Source organism: Zunongwangia sp. SCSIO 43204 (genome assembly GCF_019904275.1).
Lineage (GTDB): Bacteria > Bacteroidota > Bacteroidia > Flavobacteriales > Flavobacteriaceae > Zunongwangia > Zunongwangia mangrovi.
Genome location: NZ_CP063204.1, coordinates 3199171 through 3213855 on the forward strand (window position 1 = coordinate 3199171; position 14685 = coordinate 3213855).

13 protein-coding genes are annotated in these 14685 nt (G+C 33.7%); 4 read left to right on the forward strand and 9 right to left on the reverse strand.

Annotated features, from left to right (window positions below):
* Window positions 1-18 precede the first annotated feature (18 nt).
* Window positions 19-285 (forward strand): putative quinol monooxygenase, encoded by a 267-nt coding sequence (locus INR75_RS20645; protein ID WP_370629909.1) that lies wholly within the window; start codon window positions 19-21, stop codon window positions 283-285.
* A gap of 95 nt (window positions 286-380) precedes the next feature.
* Here the strand turns inward: INR75_RS20645 and INR75_RS14205 are convergent.
* The 9 genes from INR75_RS14205 to INR75_RS14245 form a co-directional block, all read right to left on the reverse strand.
* Window positions 381-1585, reverse strand: a protein-coding gene (locus INR75_RS14205; RefSeq protein ID WP_086026153.1) for an IS3 family transposase whose coding sequence is annotated in 2 segments (ribosomal slippage) — window positions 381-1306 and window positions 1306-1585 — 1206 coding nt in all. Because the reading frame shifts where the segments join, the coding sequence is not laid out codon by codon here.
* A 10-nt stretch (window positions 1586-1595) separates the two neighbouring features.
* On the reverse strand, window positions 1596-2456 hold the full coding sequence (locus INR75_RS14210) for an AraC family transcriptional regulator (RefSeq protein WP_223089288.1): 861 nt from the start codon (window positions 2454-2456) through the stop codon (window positions 1596-1598).
* 174 nt (window positions 2457-2630) lie between these two features.
* Window positions 2631-3626, reverse strand: coding sequence for an IS30 family transposase (locus INR75_RS14215; RefSeq protein ID WP_223089155.1), 996 nt, complete (start codon window positions 3624-3626; stop codon window positions 2631-2633).
* Between the two features lie 200 nt (window positions 3627-3826).
* Window positions 3827-4705, reverse strand: a complete 879-nt coding sequence (locus INR75_RS14220; protein ID WP_223089289.1) for a GIY-YIG nuclease family protein — start codon at window positions 4703-4705, stop codon at window positions 3827-3829.
* A 175-nt stretch (window positions 4706-4880) separates the two neighbouring features.
* On the reverse strand, window positions 4881-5855 hold the full coding sequence (locus tag INR75_RS14225; protein WP_169711529.1) for a phospholipase D-like domain-containing protein: 975 nt from the start codon (window positions 5853-5855) through the stop codon (window positions 4881-4883).
* Between the two features lie 117 nt (window positions 5856-5972).
* A complete protein-coding gene (gene xerA, locus INR75_RS14230; RefSeq protein ID WP_223089290.1) occupies window positions 5973-7181 on the reverse strand; it encodes a site-specific tyrosine recombinase/integron integrase in 1209 nt (402 codons plus the stop codon).
* A gap of 246 nt (window positions 7182-7427) precedes the next feature.
* Window positions 7428-8723: a M20 family metallopeptidase gene (locus tag INR75_RS14235; protein ID WP_223089291.1), complete on the reverse strand. Its 1296-nt coding sequence runs from the start codon at window positions 8721-8723 to the stop codon at window positions 7428-7430.
* Between the two features lie 71 nt (window positions 8724-8794).
* Entirely contained in the window at window positions 8795-9394 is a 600-nt protein-coding gene (locus INR75_RS14240) for a Crp/Fnr family transcriptional regulator (protein ID WP_370629910.1), read from the reverse strand.
* 80 nt (window positions 9395-9474) lie between these two features.
* Window positions 9475-11796, reverse strand: coding sequence for a penicillin-binding protein 1A (locus INR75_RS14245; RefSeq protein ID WP_223089292.1), 2322 nt, complete (start codon window positions 11794-11796; stop codon window positions 9475-9477).
* 320 nt (window positions 11797-12116) lie between these two features.
* On the opposite strand from INR75_RS14245, the gene INR75_RS14250 reads away from it, so the two are divergent.
* From INR75_RS14250 to INR75_RS14260, 3 genes are all read left to right on the forward strand, one after another.
* Window positions 12117-12770 (forward strand): hypothetical protein, encoded by a 654-nt coding sequence (locus INR75_RS14250; protein ID WP_223089293.1) that lies wholly within the window; start codon window positions 12117-12119, stop codon window positions 12768-12770.
* A 264-nt stretch (window positions 12771-13034) separates the two neighbouring features.
* Entirely contained in the window at window positions 13035-13892 is an 858-nt protein-coding gene (locus INR75_RS14255) for an SdiA-regulated domain-containing protein (protein WP_223089294.1), read from the forward strand.
* Between the two features lie 3 nt (window positions 13893-13895).
* On the forward strand, window positions 13896-14606 hold the full coding sequence (locus tag INR75_RS14260; protein ID WP_223089295.1) for a TVP38/TMEM64 family protein: 711 nt from the start codon (window positions 13896-13898) through the stop codon (window positions 14604-14606).
* The last annotated feature ends 79 nt before the right edge of the window (window positions 14607-14685 follow it).

A 14685-nucleotide genomic window follows, 5' to 3' on the forward strand; every position in this document is an offset into this window, starting at 1 on the left:
GAAAGCAAGATCACGGCAATTACGACTTTAGAATATAGTGAGGAAAATTCTGAAGATAAGATTTTAGAAGCATTGAAGCAACTAAAGTCGCATGTATTAATGGAAAAAGGTTGTCTTTCTATCTCACTTTCACAAGTAGATAGTAAATTCATCATTTATGAAACGTTTAAATCTAGGAAAGATTTAGAGACTCATAAATCTCAATCTTACGCAAAAACTTTTGGGGAAAAACTCAGTAACATGAATATTAATAGTAAAGTTCAAATCCTAAACTCTATTAACTAAGTTAAATTTCACTTATTAATCACCCTTTATCATTCTGAGGGTGATTTTTTTTATATTTGGACTTGCAACAAAAAACTGGACAAATAGTTGAATGACTACGCTGCTAGTTTAAGGTTATACATGTCTAATTCAAATTCTCTTATAGTTCTATTTCCTAAAAAGGAATGTCTTCTTCTATTATTATACCAAGTTTCTATCCATCCAAAGATGGATAACTCCGCTTCAGATCTCAACTTATAATTGTGCCTATAAACCCATTCTACCTTTAATGATTTAAAGAACGATTCAGCAATGGCATTATCCCAGCAATTACCTTTTCTGCTCATAGATTGGTTTACTAAGCCATTGTAACTTTTAATTAATGAGGTAAACTTATGGCTGGCATATTGTATACCTCGGTCGGAATGAAAAATTAAAGACTGGGTTAAAGTAGTTTTCTTTATAGCCATATGCCAAGCCTTAATAATAGTGTCTTCTGTACTTAGATTATCGCTTAGAGCCCATCCAACAACTTTGCGGTTAAACAAATCAATAATGACAGTAAGGTATAACCAGCCCTGTTTGGTTTTGATATAGGTTATATCGCTTACCCAAACTTGATCCTGTCGGCTTACTTCAAAGTTTTGGTTTAATAAATTAGGAGCTATGGGGTAATTATGTTGACTATATGTGGTTGCTTTAAACTTACGTTTTCGTTTTGCAAACAAATAATTAGCACTCATAATACGTGCAACTCTAGGCTTTGATATTTTATAGCCTAATGTCTCTAGTTCTGTTTTTATTCTAGGTGAACCATAGCTTTGAAAGCTATCTTTAAATATAGATTTAATAAGCCCAGTTACCTTTTGATTTTCTAACCATAATTTACTTGGTCCCGATTGTAACCAATGGTAATAGCCACTTTTGCTTACTTTCAATATTTTACACATCGTCTCGACAGGAAATCTCATAAGGTGTTGTTTTATAAACCTGTATTTTTCTTGTCGCTCGCGGAGAAGATGCTGATGGCCTTTTTTAAGATGTCTCGTTCTAACTCGGCTTCTTTTAATGCCTTTTTTAATCGGGCTATCTCTTTTTCTTCATCGGTCATTTTAGGATTACCACGGCCAGGGAAACTGTTGTTACCGTAATCTTTTAACTCTCTACGCCAACGGTAAAGTACAGATGGAAATATATCCAAGTCTTCACATACTTGTTTTACATTGCCTTTAGCATAACTTAACTCGACTGCTTTTTGTTTAAATTCTAAGGTGTAATGTTTAGATTTTCTTCTCATAATTGCTAAGGTAATAACTAGCAAAAATATTCTCTCAACTTAGTGTCCGGTCTAATGTAGTAATTCCATATTGGGATGGAGACATTCTGGTATAATTCTTAAAGAACTTACTGAAATGACTGGCATCTGCAAAATTGAATTCTAAAGAAATTTCTTTAATACTCTTTCGGTTAGCAATAAGACGTTTTTTAATTAACTCTATCCTATATCTATTCACATATTGGCTTAAGTTCATACCAAAATTTCTTTTAAACCAAATACTAAAATAGTTTGTAGATATGTTGAATTCACCACTTAAGTGATCTGCTCTTATTTTTTTTGGAAAGTAAATATTTTCATGAAGGAAGGAAATGAGGGAATCTTTATCTAATTCTTGATTTTGAATGGCATTGGTTTCGTTTTTCATTGTCTCTTGAATAATGCCAAAAACAGCAAGAATATGTGTGTATATTATTGATGAGGACATGATATTCGAAGGAGATTTCAAATTATAGTTTGCAATATTCTCCATGATATTTTTCATCAAAATCTTTTGAGTATCACTCAATTCTATTTTCGTTTCCTTTAAAAATTTCATCTTCATAAATTCTACTGGAGAAATTTTTATTAGACCAGAATTTTTATACTGAGTGCCATCTTGGAAATAGTTTTCAGTGAATTTAATAAAGATGAAATGTGTATATTCCATAATATCGAAATAGTGCTCATCGTTAGGAGATAGAACAAATACATCACCTGGAAAATACTTATTTTTAATACTGTTTACGAAATGTTCTCCACGTCCGCTGAATATATAAATAAGCTCATAATAAGTATGACTGTGTGAAGGAAGATGAAAGCTTTCTTCTGCATAATCATGAATAACAAGAGATTGGAATTGTTTAAGCTTAATCAAATCTTATTTGGTATTTAAAAATTCTATGGTACAATTTCATTCTAGTGTAAATCATAATAATAACTTATTACAAAATATTCAAAAATTGTTTAAAACATAGCGGCGCATTCAAGGTTCTAACGCAACAACTGTTGCTATTTTTGGTTTCGTACAATTTAGTATAAATCTTAAAATTTATGCGGCATTTTGTTTAAAAATCTCATTGGGAGTTTTATAGTTAATGATTTTTCGAGGTCTGTTGTTGAGTTTATCCTGAACATGCTTAAGTTGTTTAGCTGTAACTTTATTAAAATCAGTTCGTTTAGGGAAGTATCTTCTGATAAGTCCATTGGTATTTTCGTTGGTACCTCTTTGCCATGAAGCATATGGATCTGCAAAATAAACTTTGATCCCTGTTTTTTTGGTAAAGTCTTTATGCTTAGCCATTTCATTCCCGTTATCGTAGGTCATTGTTTTAATTAAATGTTGATTAAAGCCCTGTAATACTTTAGCAAACTGCTTTGTTACTGTTGCTGATTTTCTGTCTTTTAGCTTTATGATACATACGAATCTTGATTTTCTTTCAACGATAGTTCCTATGGCACTTTTTTGTCCTTTACCGATAACTAGATCACCTTCCCAATGTCCTATCTCTAGTCTATTTTCAATGTGTTTAGGTCGGTCTTTGATGTTAATGACATCTTTTATTTTCGAACCTCTTTTGGTCTTTGCATGAGCTCTTCTGCGTTGTGATTTTTGATAGGGTAGTAGTTTGATTAGCTTTTTGTTTAAACTGGCCTGTCTATGTCTATAAATATGCATATAGATAGCTTCATAAGAAATGGACATCACCGGATCGTTTGGGTATTTATCTTTGAGTCTGCCAGCAATCTGATCTGGGGACCAACCTTGTAATAATCCTTTATAAACAAAGAACTTAAGTTTTATATGGGTATTGATTTTATCAAGGTTTCTTTTGTTGAGATAGTCGTCTTTCGCTAACCAATTGGCTAATGTCGCATCGTATTTATCATCTTTATTAACGACAAGCTTATTGATTTCTCTGGATATGGTAGATCTGGCTCTGTTGAGCTTTTTGGCGATAAAGGCTTTCGTTTTATCTTCATCGATCAGTGTCTGGATAATAACTCTTTCTTTGAAGGATAATCGTTTGTATTTTTTGGTCTTCATTTGAACAAATCTAAGGATATGATTTGTTGCGTTGAGTTATTGAATCCGGGAGCTTGAAATCAAATTTTGCCCAACGGTCTTGTATAACAATCAGTTGCGGATTGTTTAGAAACTAAGATAGCTAAAATTACCGACTTTTATGCTTGCGCGGTTGTGTCCGCAGGACACAAAGCCGCAATTGTTGTTATACGTTGTTGGCATTAGTTATTTATTATTTCTTGTACTTCTCTAAATGATTTTCCTTTTTCACTTATCCATTCTGTAAATCCATTTGAATTGCGACCTAAAACCATATTTGAAGCTGCGCTTGGACTATTGAATACAGCGTCTTCGGCAAAAATTAATTTATCATTGAATTCTACTAAAATGTTAGTTTCCAATAATTTTCTTCTTAGATTTCTATAAGTTTCGGTGCAAGAATTTGATAATTTTTTCTTTGCTTCACTACCTTTTAAAATAATATAACCTTGATCGGTTTCTTTCATTGAAGCTTTGAAGGAATTCGTTCTTATAAAATATGTTTCGTGAACAAAATTTTCCGTTTCTCTATTCTCAATTTTTTCTTGTTTCGCAGTTGATGAGATTAAGAATTTAAAACCCATTACTGGTAAAATTAATTTTATTTGTTCTAAAAAATACTCCATATCAGAAATATCAGCTTCGTGAAGAGTTGGTAAACTCGGGGAATTTCCATTATCAATTTGAGCTGTTTTCGCTTCTATTGCTAATTGAACTAATCGAGATTCTAAATATCTAATTTGAGTTTTCGTTAAAAGTTCATCTTTACTGACAAAAAATATAAGTTCTTTAAAATCCTTATTTGGATCGCTTAAGTGTTGTTTTAACCTAGCTTTTATATTCTCAGCTTCCCCAATATATATTTTTTCATCGTATGCATCATCAGTTGGATCTCCTTTTAAACAATAAATTCCTGGATTGTCAAATTCACTTCTGTTCATAATTTTGTTTACGGAAGCTCTTGGACTATAAATTGCTTTTCCAACCCAATTTCCAATTTCGCTTAATCTTGGGCCATAAGCTGTTCCGTCAATCATAAACACAGTTAATTTTTTTCCCATTTATTTTTTGTTTTTAATTAATGCCAACGGTCTTGTATAACAATCAGTTGCGGATTGATTTGAAACTAAGATAGCTAAAATTACCGACATTTATGCTTGCGCGGTTGTGTCCGCAGGACACAAAGCCGCAATTGTTGTTATACGGTGTTGGTAGCAGTTGTTGTTCTTTATTGGTTTATTCGTTTTCTAATTCCGAAACTAAATTCTTTATGTCAACACGATAAAAGTCTTCTCGTCCATTGTCTAATGAATAAAATTTAACTACAAGTTTTGCATACAAATCAATTGTAAAAATCAATTTCATTCGTGCTTTTCTAGCAGGTAATTTTGGTAAACCTCTAATAATAACTCCTCCAATTTGTCCATTCGCTCCTTTATTTGGCATTCTTTTGTTTTCGTTCGCTAACTCTTTGTCTCCGTAATAAATTATACTTTTGCAAGAAACTTGATTATCAGCACTAGTAAAAACTTCTCGTGTTATTTTAACAGGCAATAAAGTGCCTTTTTCTACTCCAACCAAATATTGATTATCTTTCAGTCCAGCTCCAATTGAACATTTCAATTTTCGTTTAGCGTATAGTTCAAGTTTTATAGCTTCTTTTTGAACTTTTATATTTTCAGGTGATATTTTAAATGCTTCTTGGACGATTTCAGGTCTGTTTGTAGCTTTTGCTTCATAAATAATATCATTTGCAAGATATTCTCTAGAATTTAACCCGTTAAACTCGTCAATCTCGAATTTGGTCAATTTCTTTACTTCATTAACTAATTCAAGTCCACTTTTTAAAGAATCAAATTCTTTTCTAAATGCACTAATTGTCTCGTTTTCTTGTTTTATTAAAAGAATATTTTCGTTGTTTTTGCTTTCAGCAAAATATGTCCAATTATAAGAACCATTAATTAAAACTGTATTGTCAATCACACAGAACTTGTTATGCATTGGATTGTCAGAGTCGGAAAAATAAAGTTCTCCACCTAAATCAATAAATTTTTGAAAATTTAAACCATTTTCTCTATTATTTATAAAGTCATTATGTACAATTAATGAAACCTTTATTCCATTTTCTTTTTTTTCACAGAGCTTGTCAAAAAGTTCGTGATTTGTAAACCAATAAATAGCAACTACAATTTCTTTTTCCGCTTGATTCAATTCGGATAAGATTTGTGCTCTAATGTTATGAAAAAACGGATTTATCAAATTTTATGGATTTTTGTTTCAATTGCTACCAACTCGTTATATCTCCATAAAAATACACTTTTATTGGAGTTAATTTCCGGTTATCAACACTTTTTCGTCTCCATTCGAGTTATTTGTTATCCGCTCAACAGCGATATCTAATGGATTCTTGATCTTTTTCAGATCTTTTTGCGCCACATGGGTGTAAATCATCGTGGTTTCAGGTTTAGAATGGCCGAGTAGTTCTTGGATATACCGAATGTCAACTCCATTTTCGAGCATATGCGTGGCATAACTATGTCTAAGGGTATGCGGAGTAACCTTTTTAAAAATACCGGCGATACGGCAACTTTTCTTTAGAAAATTTCTCACAGCACTCGGTGTGTAAGCTGCCCGGTCACGTCCTTCGATTAAATAGGTTTTTGGAGTATAGGTAAGCAAATAATTATTCAGTAAAGGTTTTATGGTTTCGCTTAAGTGCACTACACGATCTTTTCGATTTTTTCCCTGCCTAATATGAATCACATTTCTGGAAAAATCAATATCGCTAGTTTTTAGTTTAAGCAGTTCCCCAATTCGTAATCCGCCTGAATATAACATCGCGATAATTGCACGATGCTTTAGGTTTCTAGTTACCTGGATCAGTTTTAGAATTTCATGATCAGATAAAACCACAGGTAAAAACCGACTTCTTTTTGGGCGATTGTATTCGGTAGTATCAAATTCGGCCACTTCACAAATTTCTGTAAGATATTTTAAGGCACTAACACACTGTCGATGGCTACTAATGCTATAATGCTCTTTAGCCATAACCCTGGTCATAAACCAATCCAAATCGCGATTATTAAAATCTGCGATATTTTTATTCTTATGCAAATCTAGAAACCGCAGTGCAAAATAACCATAAGTCTTAATGGTACTTTTACTTAAACGCTTGCCCTTTAAAAAGCCAATATAATCTCTTAACACCCGTTGATGAGAAAGAGGTAAAGCCTTGTAAAGATCTTTCTTGCTCGGTTTACCAGGAGCTTGAGAAAGCGCTACGTACGCATTTTCTGGAGCATCCAGATTGGTATACGAATCTGTGATCACGTCGTAACCACCATCTCTATAAAAATCACGAAGATAGATAATCTTAAGCGGCGTAAAATTCACATAAAAAGTGCCTTTGGTTTGTGACCATTTTACATCTTTAAATGATTTTACGAAATCCCGAGTCTCGTTAGTATTTTCAAACTTTATAGCGATTTGTTGTTCCCCACGATGAATAAGTGGTAGCAGTGTAATTGGATTCTTCATAAACATTCAGCATAAGATCAATGAAAATCAGGAGCTAAAAATAAATAAAAATCTTACTGAATACTGTTAAATTTTGATTTTTAGTATTTTAAGAAATCTTATAAAAACTAATACTTCATATATTATTAAGGAATAAATCGGGGTTCTTCGGGAAAAACTCTACTAACTCACAGACATATAATTTTGAATTTTACAGTTAAAATTGATTAATTTAGTTGAAATTTTCAATTGAATTTAAACTGAAATTTACTTCAGCTTTTCAGCAATTAAAGAGGAGAAATATTGAACTCCGGTTTTAATGCAGTTTTCATCAACATTGAAATTTGGCGAATGCGGCATCGAAATGATCCCTTTTTGATAATTAGAACCGCCCATTAAAAAATAAACTCCTGGAATTTTCTGCTGGAAATATGCAAAATCGTCACTACGTCCGTCAGGAATAATTCCGTGTAAATTGATGGAACTTTGTTTGCCATAAACTTCACTAATTTGTTGAATAGCATCTTCAGCAAGCTCTTTGTCGTTTAAAACCAAAGCAATTTCTTCTGTAAACTGAATATCGATAAACTTTTCTGAAAATTCTGACTTACCAATTTCCGATTTTAGTTGTTTTAAAACCGAATTTAATTTATCCGGATCGCTGGCACTTAAGGCAACTTTGATAATTAGACTTTCTTCATTTTCTTTTATAAATACTTCAGAATTTAATGTTACATAATTTTGAAAAATGGTGTTACGGTTTACCAATCCCAGTTCTGGATCCATTAACGTTTGCATATCCCAAAACGGACTATCATTTGGTACATTTTGAAGATTATTAAGGAGGTTTTTTACGTAATTGGTCAATTCAGAAACCCCCTTTTTTTTATCGAATTTCAGTTGAACGACTTTATAATCTGCAAAAAGATTTTTAGCTCTGGTAGCGATAATTCCTTCCGGCATTGGGGAAAGATGAAGCGCGTAGATCTCTTCTGGATCGATAATTTCAAATAAAGCATCGTCGACCATCGCTTTTGCGCCCTGCCAGTTTTCTTCCGCAGGCTGAAAAATAAAATAGATCGTTCCACTCAGTTGCTCTTTTATATTGCTGAGAACATTCGCAATCCCCAATGCAACACTTGCGTGAATATCGTGACCGCAAATATGCCTTACGCCTTTATTATTAGATTCAAATGAAACTATATCAGGTAAATCGGTTTTTAGAGCATCAATATCGGCGCGCCAAGCGATTTTCTTTCCTTTTTTGTTGGTTTTTAAAATTCCTACAACGCCGTGACCACCAATTTTTTGATGAACTTCTAAGCCAAGATTTTGTAGATATTCGATGATTTTTGCTGAAGTTTTTACTTCTTCTCCGGCAGCTTCAGGATAGCGATGAAAATCTCTGCGGATTTCAACCAAACTATCAAAAATTTCTTCGGAATGCTGCTGAATAATTTGATGAATATTTGCTTCTTGTTGTTGTTCCTGCCCGAAAACTAACTTCGAAATAAGGATTAAAGGCCAAATGAAAACTGAACGAAAAGATCTGGTAAATGTCATTTTTTAGGATTTAATGATAGTGTAAAGATCTGATTTACTCATCTTTGGTACCTGTCACATTTGTGACAAAATTAGTTTTTAGCCAATTTACTTCTAATTCTGCTTAAAGATTGTCGTTCAATTCCCAAGAAAGACGCCAAATGTGTTAAGCTTACTCGCTGGATAAGATTAGGATTTTCTGAAATGAATTTTAGATACCGTTCTTCCGCAGTATTAAACAAAAAGCTTTCTACACGATCGTTTAGAATTGTGAGGACATTTTCTGCAATTAAACGTCCTTGCATTTCGCTATTTCTGAATTTATTGTAGCAGTCTTGAATAGTTTTATAAGGTAAGTTTACAATCGTCGTCGGTTCTAAACATTGCAGGTAATATTTTGAAGCGCGCTGCCTGATAAACGCAGGATAATCGGTAATATATTCGTTTTCTTTGGTAAAACCAGTCGTGATTTGGTTGCCTTTCTCGTTGATATAGAAACGCCGAATGAGTCCGCTGCAAATAAATCCCATTTCGGTTTGTACCTGCCCAGATTCTAAATAATAGTCTCCTTTTTTATAGCATTTGACACTTAAATGCTGTTTGATGAATTCCTTTTCCTGCGGAGTAGAGTAGGAGAGCTGTTTTAGGTATTGTTGGATGAATTCGTCGATGATTTTAGCGATTTTGAGAATGAATTATTCGCTAAAATATTGAATTTTAAACAACTATAATAAAAATGCTTCAATTACTAAAAAAGAAGTTAGATAGCATTTTAGTTATCTTTCTTTTTTCCGCCGAATAATCTTTTAAAAAAACCTTTTTTCTCTTTCTCTTTTTCCTCTTTCACAGGTTCATCCATATCGATTTCCTCAGGTTCGTCTTTTTTGCTACCAAAAAGCTTTTTAAGGAAACTATCTTCTTTTGTAGGCTCACAATCTAAAAGTTCGGCAACCTCGCTAGATGGTCTTTTAAAACGTGCATTAGTAATCTCATTAAAATAAGAATCGGCATTCATTTTTTGCATCATCTTTCCAAAAATGGGCAAAGCCGAGTTTGCGCCCTGGCCAATTCTTGTATTTCTAAAACCAATACGATGATCGTCACTTCCAACCCAGGTAACCGTAACTAAATTCGGAGTAACGCCAACAAACCAGCCATCTTTGTTGTTCTGAGTTGTTCCGGTTTTACCAGCAATGTCGTTGTTTAACCCGTAAGTATAACGCAGTCGTGTAGCCGTTCCTTCATTTACGGTGGCTTGCATCATATTTACCATGATTTGTCTTGTTTCTTCGGAAAATGCTTTTTCTTGCGGTTCTGAAGTTTTAAATTCGGCCAACAAATTTCCTGAGCCATCTTCAATTTTAGTAATGTAATAAGGTTTTGAAGGGCGACCTGAATTCACAAAACTAGTATAGGCTTCGGTAAGTTCTTTCATGTTTATTTCCGCAGTACCTAAAGCAATAGAAGGAACTTCAGGAAGATCTGAATCTATTCCCATTTGATGCGCTTTTTTAATTACCTCTGGAATTCCAGCATCCAATAAAACTTTTACAGCAATCGTATTCATAGAATGGCTAAGCGCATATTTCATGCTGTAATTAAGGTCTTCGTTTTCCTCTTCAGTCGATGCGTTTGTTGGTTTCCAGCCGTCTTTATACGTAACCGCACGTCCCGAATAATAAGTACAGGGTTCAATACCCTTATCGATCGCTGCAGTGTATACAATTGGCTTAAATGTAGAACCAACCTGGCGCTTACTTTGCGAAACATGATCATATTGGAAATACCTAAAATCTACACCGCCAACCCAGGCTTTTACCGCACCGCTTTTAGGATCTACAGAAAGTAAACCAGAATTTAAGAATTTTAGATAATGTTTTATGCTATCTATCGTACTGGCTTGTCGAGTTACCGTTCCATTGTATTCGAAAAGTTCCATTTGTTTTTTCTTCTGAAGTTCTTTCATGATCTTTTCTTCAGAAAATCCATCTTCTTTTAAATTCTGATAAGCTTTAGATCGCTGAATTGCATCTTTTAAGATCGCATCGTTAGTTAACCAAGGTGCTCGGCTTCCGTAAGAATCTTCATGTTCCTTTTGTAAACTGGCCATGTGTTCTTTCATCGCAGCTTCAGCAACACTTTGCAATTTGTAATCTAATGTGGTGTGAACAATGAGTCCGTCTCTATAAATATTATATTTTTCGCCGTCTTTGTTTTTAATCGTATCTAAAACCTTGCTTAGATCTTTTCTTATTTGTTCTCTAAAATAGGGGGCAAGACCTTTCTTGTTGCTATAATTTTTATAATTAAGCACCAGGTCTTTTTTCATGTATTTATTTTTCTGCTCTTCAGATAAATAACCATATTTTTCCATCTGGGTAAGCACCACATCACGACGCAATCTACTTCGTTCTGGGAAAATTCTTGGATTATATCGATGCGAAGCCTTGAGCATTCCAACTAGCACAGCGGCTTCTTCAACATTAAGATCGTTTACATGCTTACCGAAGAATTTCATGGAAGCACTTTCTATTCCGTAGGTATTATCACTAAAAGGAACAGTATTAAAATACAAGGTGATAATATCGTTTTTGCTGTAGATTTTTTCAATTCGCTTGGCCATAATGGCTTCCTGAAACTTATTGACCACGATCCCTAAAGCGCCATAATCTTTTCTTCCGTAGATATTTTTAGCCAGCTGAAGAGTAATGGTACTACCACCACCGGCACTTTCGTCCTGTAAAAGAATAGATTTGAAAAAAACACGTCCTAAACTGCGATTATCAATCCCGTTATGTTCGTAAAATCTGGCATCTTCAGTAGCGATTAAAGCTTCTATTAAAGGCTTGGGAAGATCTTTGAAGGTTATTGGCTGCCGATCGAAAATGTAGAATTTCCCGATCAATTTTCCGTCATTAGAAAGTATTTGGGTGGCTTTGTTTTGCTGCAGTTCACTAAGTTCTTCTCGGGAAGGAATATGGCCCCACATCCCAAAATAAACACTGGCAAAAAATAAAACGAACAGAGCAATTAAGCCTAAGATAATACGTAATGCCCATTTTAATTTGGGAGAGTTTTTAAGTTTTGACAGCATAGAATTCAAATAATTACGTACAAATAAACAAAGACTTAGAAAATTAACATTTCAATTTAAGGTAATTTTAAACAAGTTTTTTTAGTACATCATACCAGATCTTTAGGAACGGAATTTTTTATAATTTATTGGCGCCATCAAAGCCTATATTAACTCTAAGATTGCCCCAAAATTGTTTTTTTCTAACGAATGTCTTATAGGCTGGGCCGTAGGTAGTTTACTATTGAAGTATATTGAAGAGATATAATGATAAAGTATCGTTAAGGCTAAAACCATTTTCAGGATTTTTCTTTATGTTCTTAAAAATTGAAAGAAAATCTATGAGAAATTTTGAACGCGTTTGGTATGCATGTTATGGATCTAACTTAATGGAAGATCGATTTTTATGTTATATCGCCGGCGGCACACCCAAAGGTGCAAAACGTACTTATATTGGTTGTAATGATAAAGCCCTACCTAAGGCGAATAGATCTAACGTGATCGATCACGAATTATATTTTGCTAAAAGCTCACATACGTGGAGTGGTGGTTCGGCTGCATTTTTAAAACCTCAAAAAGATAAAACAGCACAAACCTTTGGAAAAATTTATAGTATTTCGAAAGATCAATTTATCGATCTTGTAAAACAAGAAGTTGATCTTGATGGCGAATTATCAATAGATCCCGAAAATGTGGTTCGGAGTGGCTATTTAGATATAGATGCCGATGTGTGGTATGACCGAATTTTATTTTTAGGTTGGCACCAGGAAATGCCTATTTTTAGTTTTACGAATTCAAAATTTCTGGAGGAAGAGATCAATGCACCGCATCCATTATATTTAGAAAAGATCATTTCAGGATTACGTGAAACTTACAATTTTACTTCCGTAGAAATCATTAAATACTTAGAAAATAAAACAGGAATAAAACAACACAAGATCGCTACAGATTTAAAGCAACTGGTTAACGAGGTTTTGGAGAAAATGAATGCCTAAAGGAGCTTTTGTCCATTTTGTAAGAATATTTTTTTTGGATTGAGCTAAAGCTTATTGTGACAGTGGCATTCTTTTATCAAAAGTTTAAAATTTTAAAAGATAATAATGTCTTTATGGCTTAGTATATTTGCCGTTTACGCGATTCTTTTAGTTGGTCGAGAAATTAATTATTTACTTTTCGCCATCTAGATAAGTAAATTTCCTTATAATCTTATTTATCGAGGAAATTATAAATAATTAGTCCTTTATAGAATATTAGATCTTATGATGAATAGAATTGTAGCAGCCATTGCCATAGGAATTTTAGGATTAGTAGCTATTATCTATTTTACGATGGATTTTCCGTTTAGCTTAGAACGCAAGGATTTTGAGCCCGAATATAGCATTCAGCAAAAATGGGATATGCCCAATCGCCTGGAAGAAATCTCTGGGATGGATTTTGTAGATAACGATAGAATGGCAGCTATTCAGGATGAAGAAGGAATCATATTTATATATAATCTTAGCACCAAAAAGATCGAAAGAGAGATCGATTTTGGAAAATCTGGTGATTATGAAGGCCTGGCAATCGTAGAAAATGATGCTTTTGTGCTGCGAAGTGACGGAGTGATTTTTGAGGTCGATAATTATTTAGCCGAAAATCCTAATGTCACTAAACATGAAACCTTTATAAAAGCTAAACATAATGCCGAAGGTTTGTGTGCAGATCTTAAAAACGATCGTTTATTGTTGGCCGTTAAAGACCGCGATCCTTTAAGTAATAATACTAAAGGAATTTATGCTTTTGATTTAAAAACGAAGAAGCTTTTGCAAACTCCGGCTTACGCCATCGACCTTGAAGATCCTATTTTCGAGAACGTAAAAACAAAAAATAAGCTTACGGTAATGATGCCTTCTGAAGTTAATATAAATCCAAAGACGGGCGAAGTTTATATTACCGATGGTCGAAACCCTAAACTTTTAGTATTATCGCCAGATGGAGACTCCAAAAAGTTATATTTATTAAAAAGAGAACAATTTTATCAACCTGAGGGATTGGCATTTCGCAAGAATGGAGATTTTTTCATTTCTAACGAAGGTCATAGCGACCCGGCCAATATCCTAAAAGTTGATCTAAAATAATTTATGAAGAAAGATATAGAAACTGCCTCGGTAAGTAAAAGTAAAGCGCCATTGTATATTTCATTGGCGCTTGTCGCATCTATAGTAGCTTGCTATTTTTTAATTCCTTCTGCACAAGAGTTTATGGATAACGCATGGTCTGTGCTTACCAGCGGAGACAAAAAAAGAATTACACAATGGGTAGACGGTTTTGGATGGTTTGGGCCGGTGATTTTAATTCTGGCCATGATCATTCAGATGTTTTTGATTGTTATTCCATCTGTTGCTTTAATGGTGGTTTCCATAATTGCTTATGGGCCAATTTGGGGAAGCTTGATCGTTTTTGCAGCAGTATTTTCTGCTAGTACGATTGGATACTTGATCGGTCGTTATTTTGGTCCTGTGATCGTAGAAAAGTTAATTGGTGAAAAGAACGAGCAAAAAATAGCCGACTTTATTGACGATTATGGGTTTTGGGCTGTAATTGTAACCAGGATCAATCCGTTTTTATCGAATGATGCCATTAGTTTTGTTGGCGGAATTTTAAAAATGACCTATTGGAAATTTATAGGAGCTACTTTGGTGGGTATTGCGCCGCTTACCATTTTTATTGCCATTTTAGGCCGAAGTACAGATCAGTTAAAATCTGGATTATTGTGGGGATCACTGGTAAGTTTGGCACTTTTTGGTGCTTACGTTTTTTGGGATAAGAAGAAAAGAAAAAAGAAAGATTAAAATCATCTTAATTTTAAACCAAGCCTAATACTATTAAATCTCGATTATCGAGTAAAAAAATCGTCGGTTATATTATCTG

What these genes read in the sequence shown, in the direction of transcription:
- INR75_RS14215 (WP_223089155.1), bottom strand. Translation starts at nt 3,626, where the DNA reads ATGAAGACCAAAAAATACAAACGATTATCCTTCAAAGAAAGAGTTATT.
- INR75_RS14220 (WP_223089289.1), bottom strand. Translation starts at nt 4,705, where the DNA reads ATGGGAAAAAAATTAACTGTGTTTATGATTGACGGAACAGCTTATGGC.
- xerA (WP_223089290.1), bottom strand. Translation starts at nt 7,181, where the DNA reads ATGAAGAATCCAATTACACTGCTACCACTTATTCATCGTGGGGAACAA.
- INR75_RS14235 (WP_223089291.1), bottom strand. Translation starts at nt 8,723, where the DNA reads ATGACATTTACCAGATCTTTTCGTTCAGTTTTCATTTGGCCTTTAATC.
- INR75_RS14245 (WP_223089292.1), bottom strand. Translation starts at nt 11,796, where the DNA reads ATGCTGTCAAAACTTAAAAACTCTCCCAAATTAAAATGGGCATTACGT.
- INR75_RS14250 (WP_223089293.1), top strand. Translation starts at nt 12,117, where the DNA reads ATGAGAAATTTTGAACGCGTTTGGTATGCATGTTATGGATCTAACTTA.
- INR75_RS14255 (WP_223089294.1), top strand. Translation starts at nt 13,035, where the DNA reads ATGATGAATAGAATTGTAGCAGCCATTGCCATAGGAATTTTAGGATTA.
- INR75_RS14260 (WP_223089295.1), top strand. Translation starts at nt 13,896, where the DNA reads ATGAAGAAAGATATAGAAACTGCCTCGGTAAGTAAAAGTAAAGCGCCA.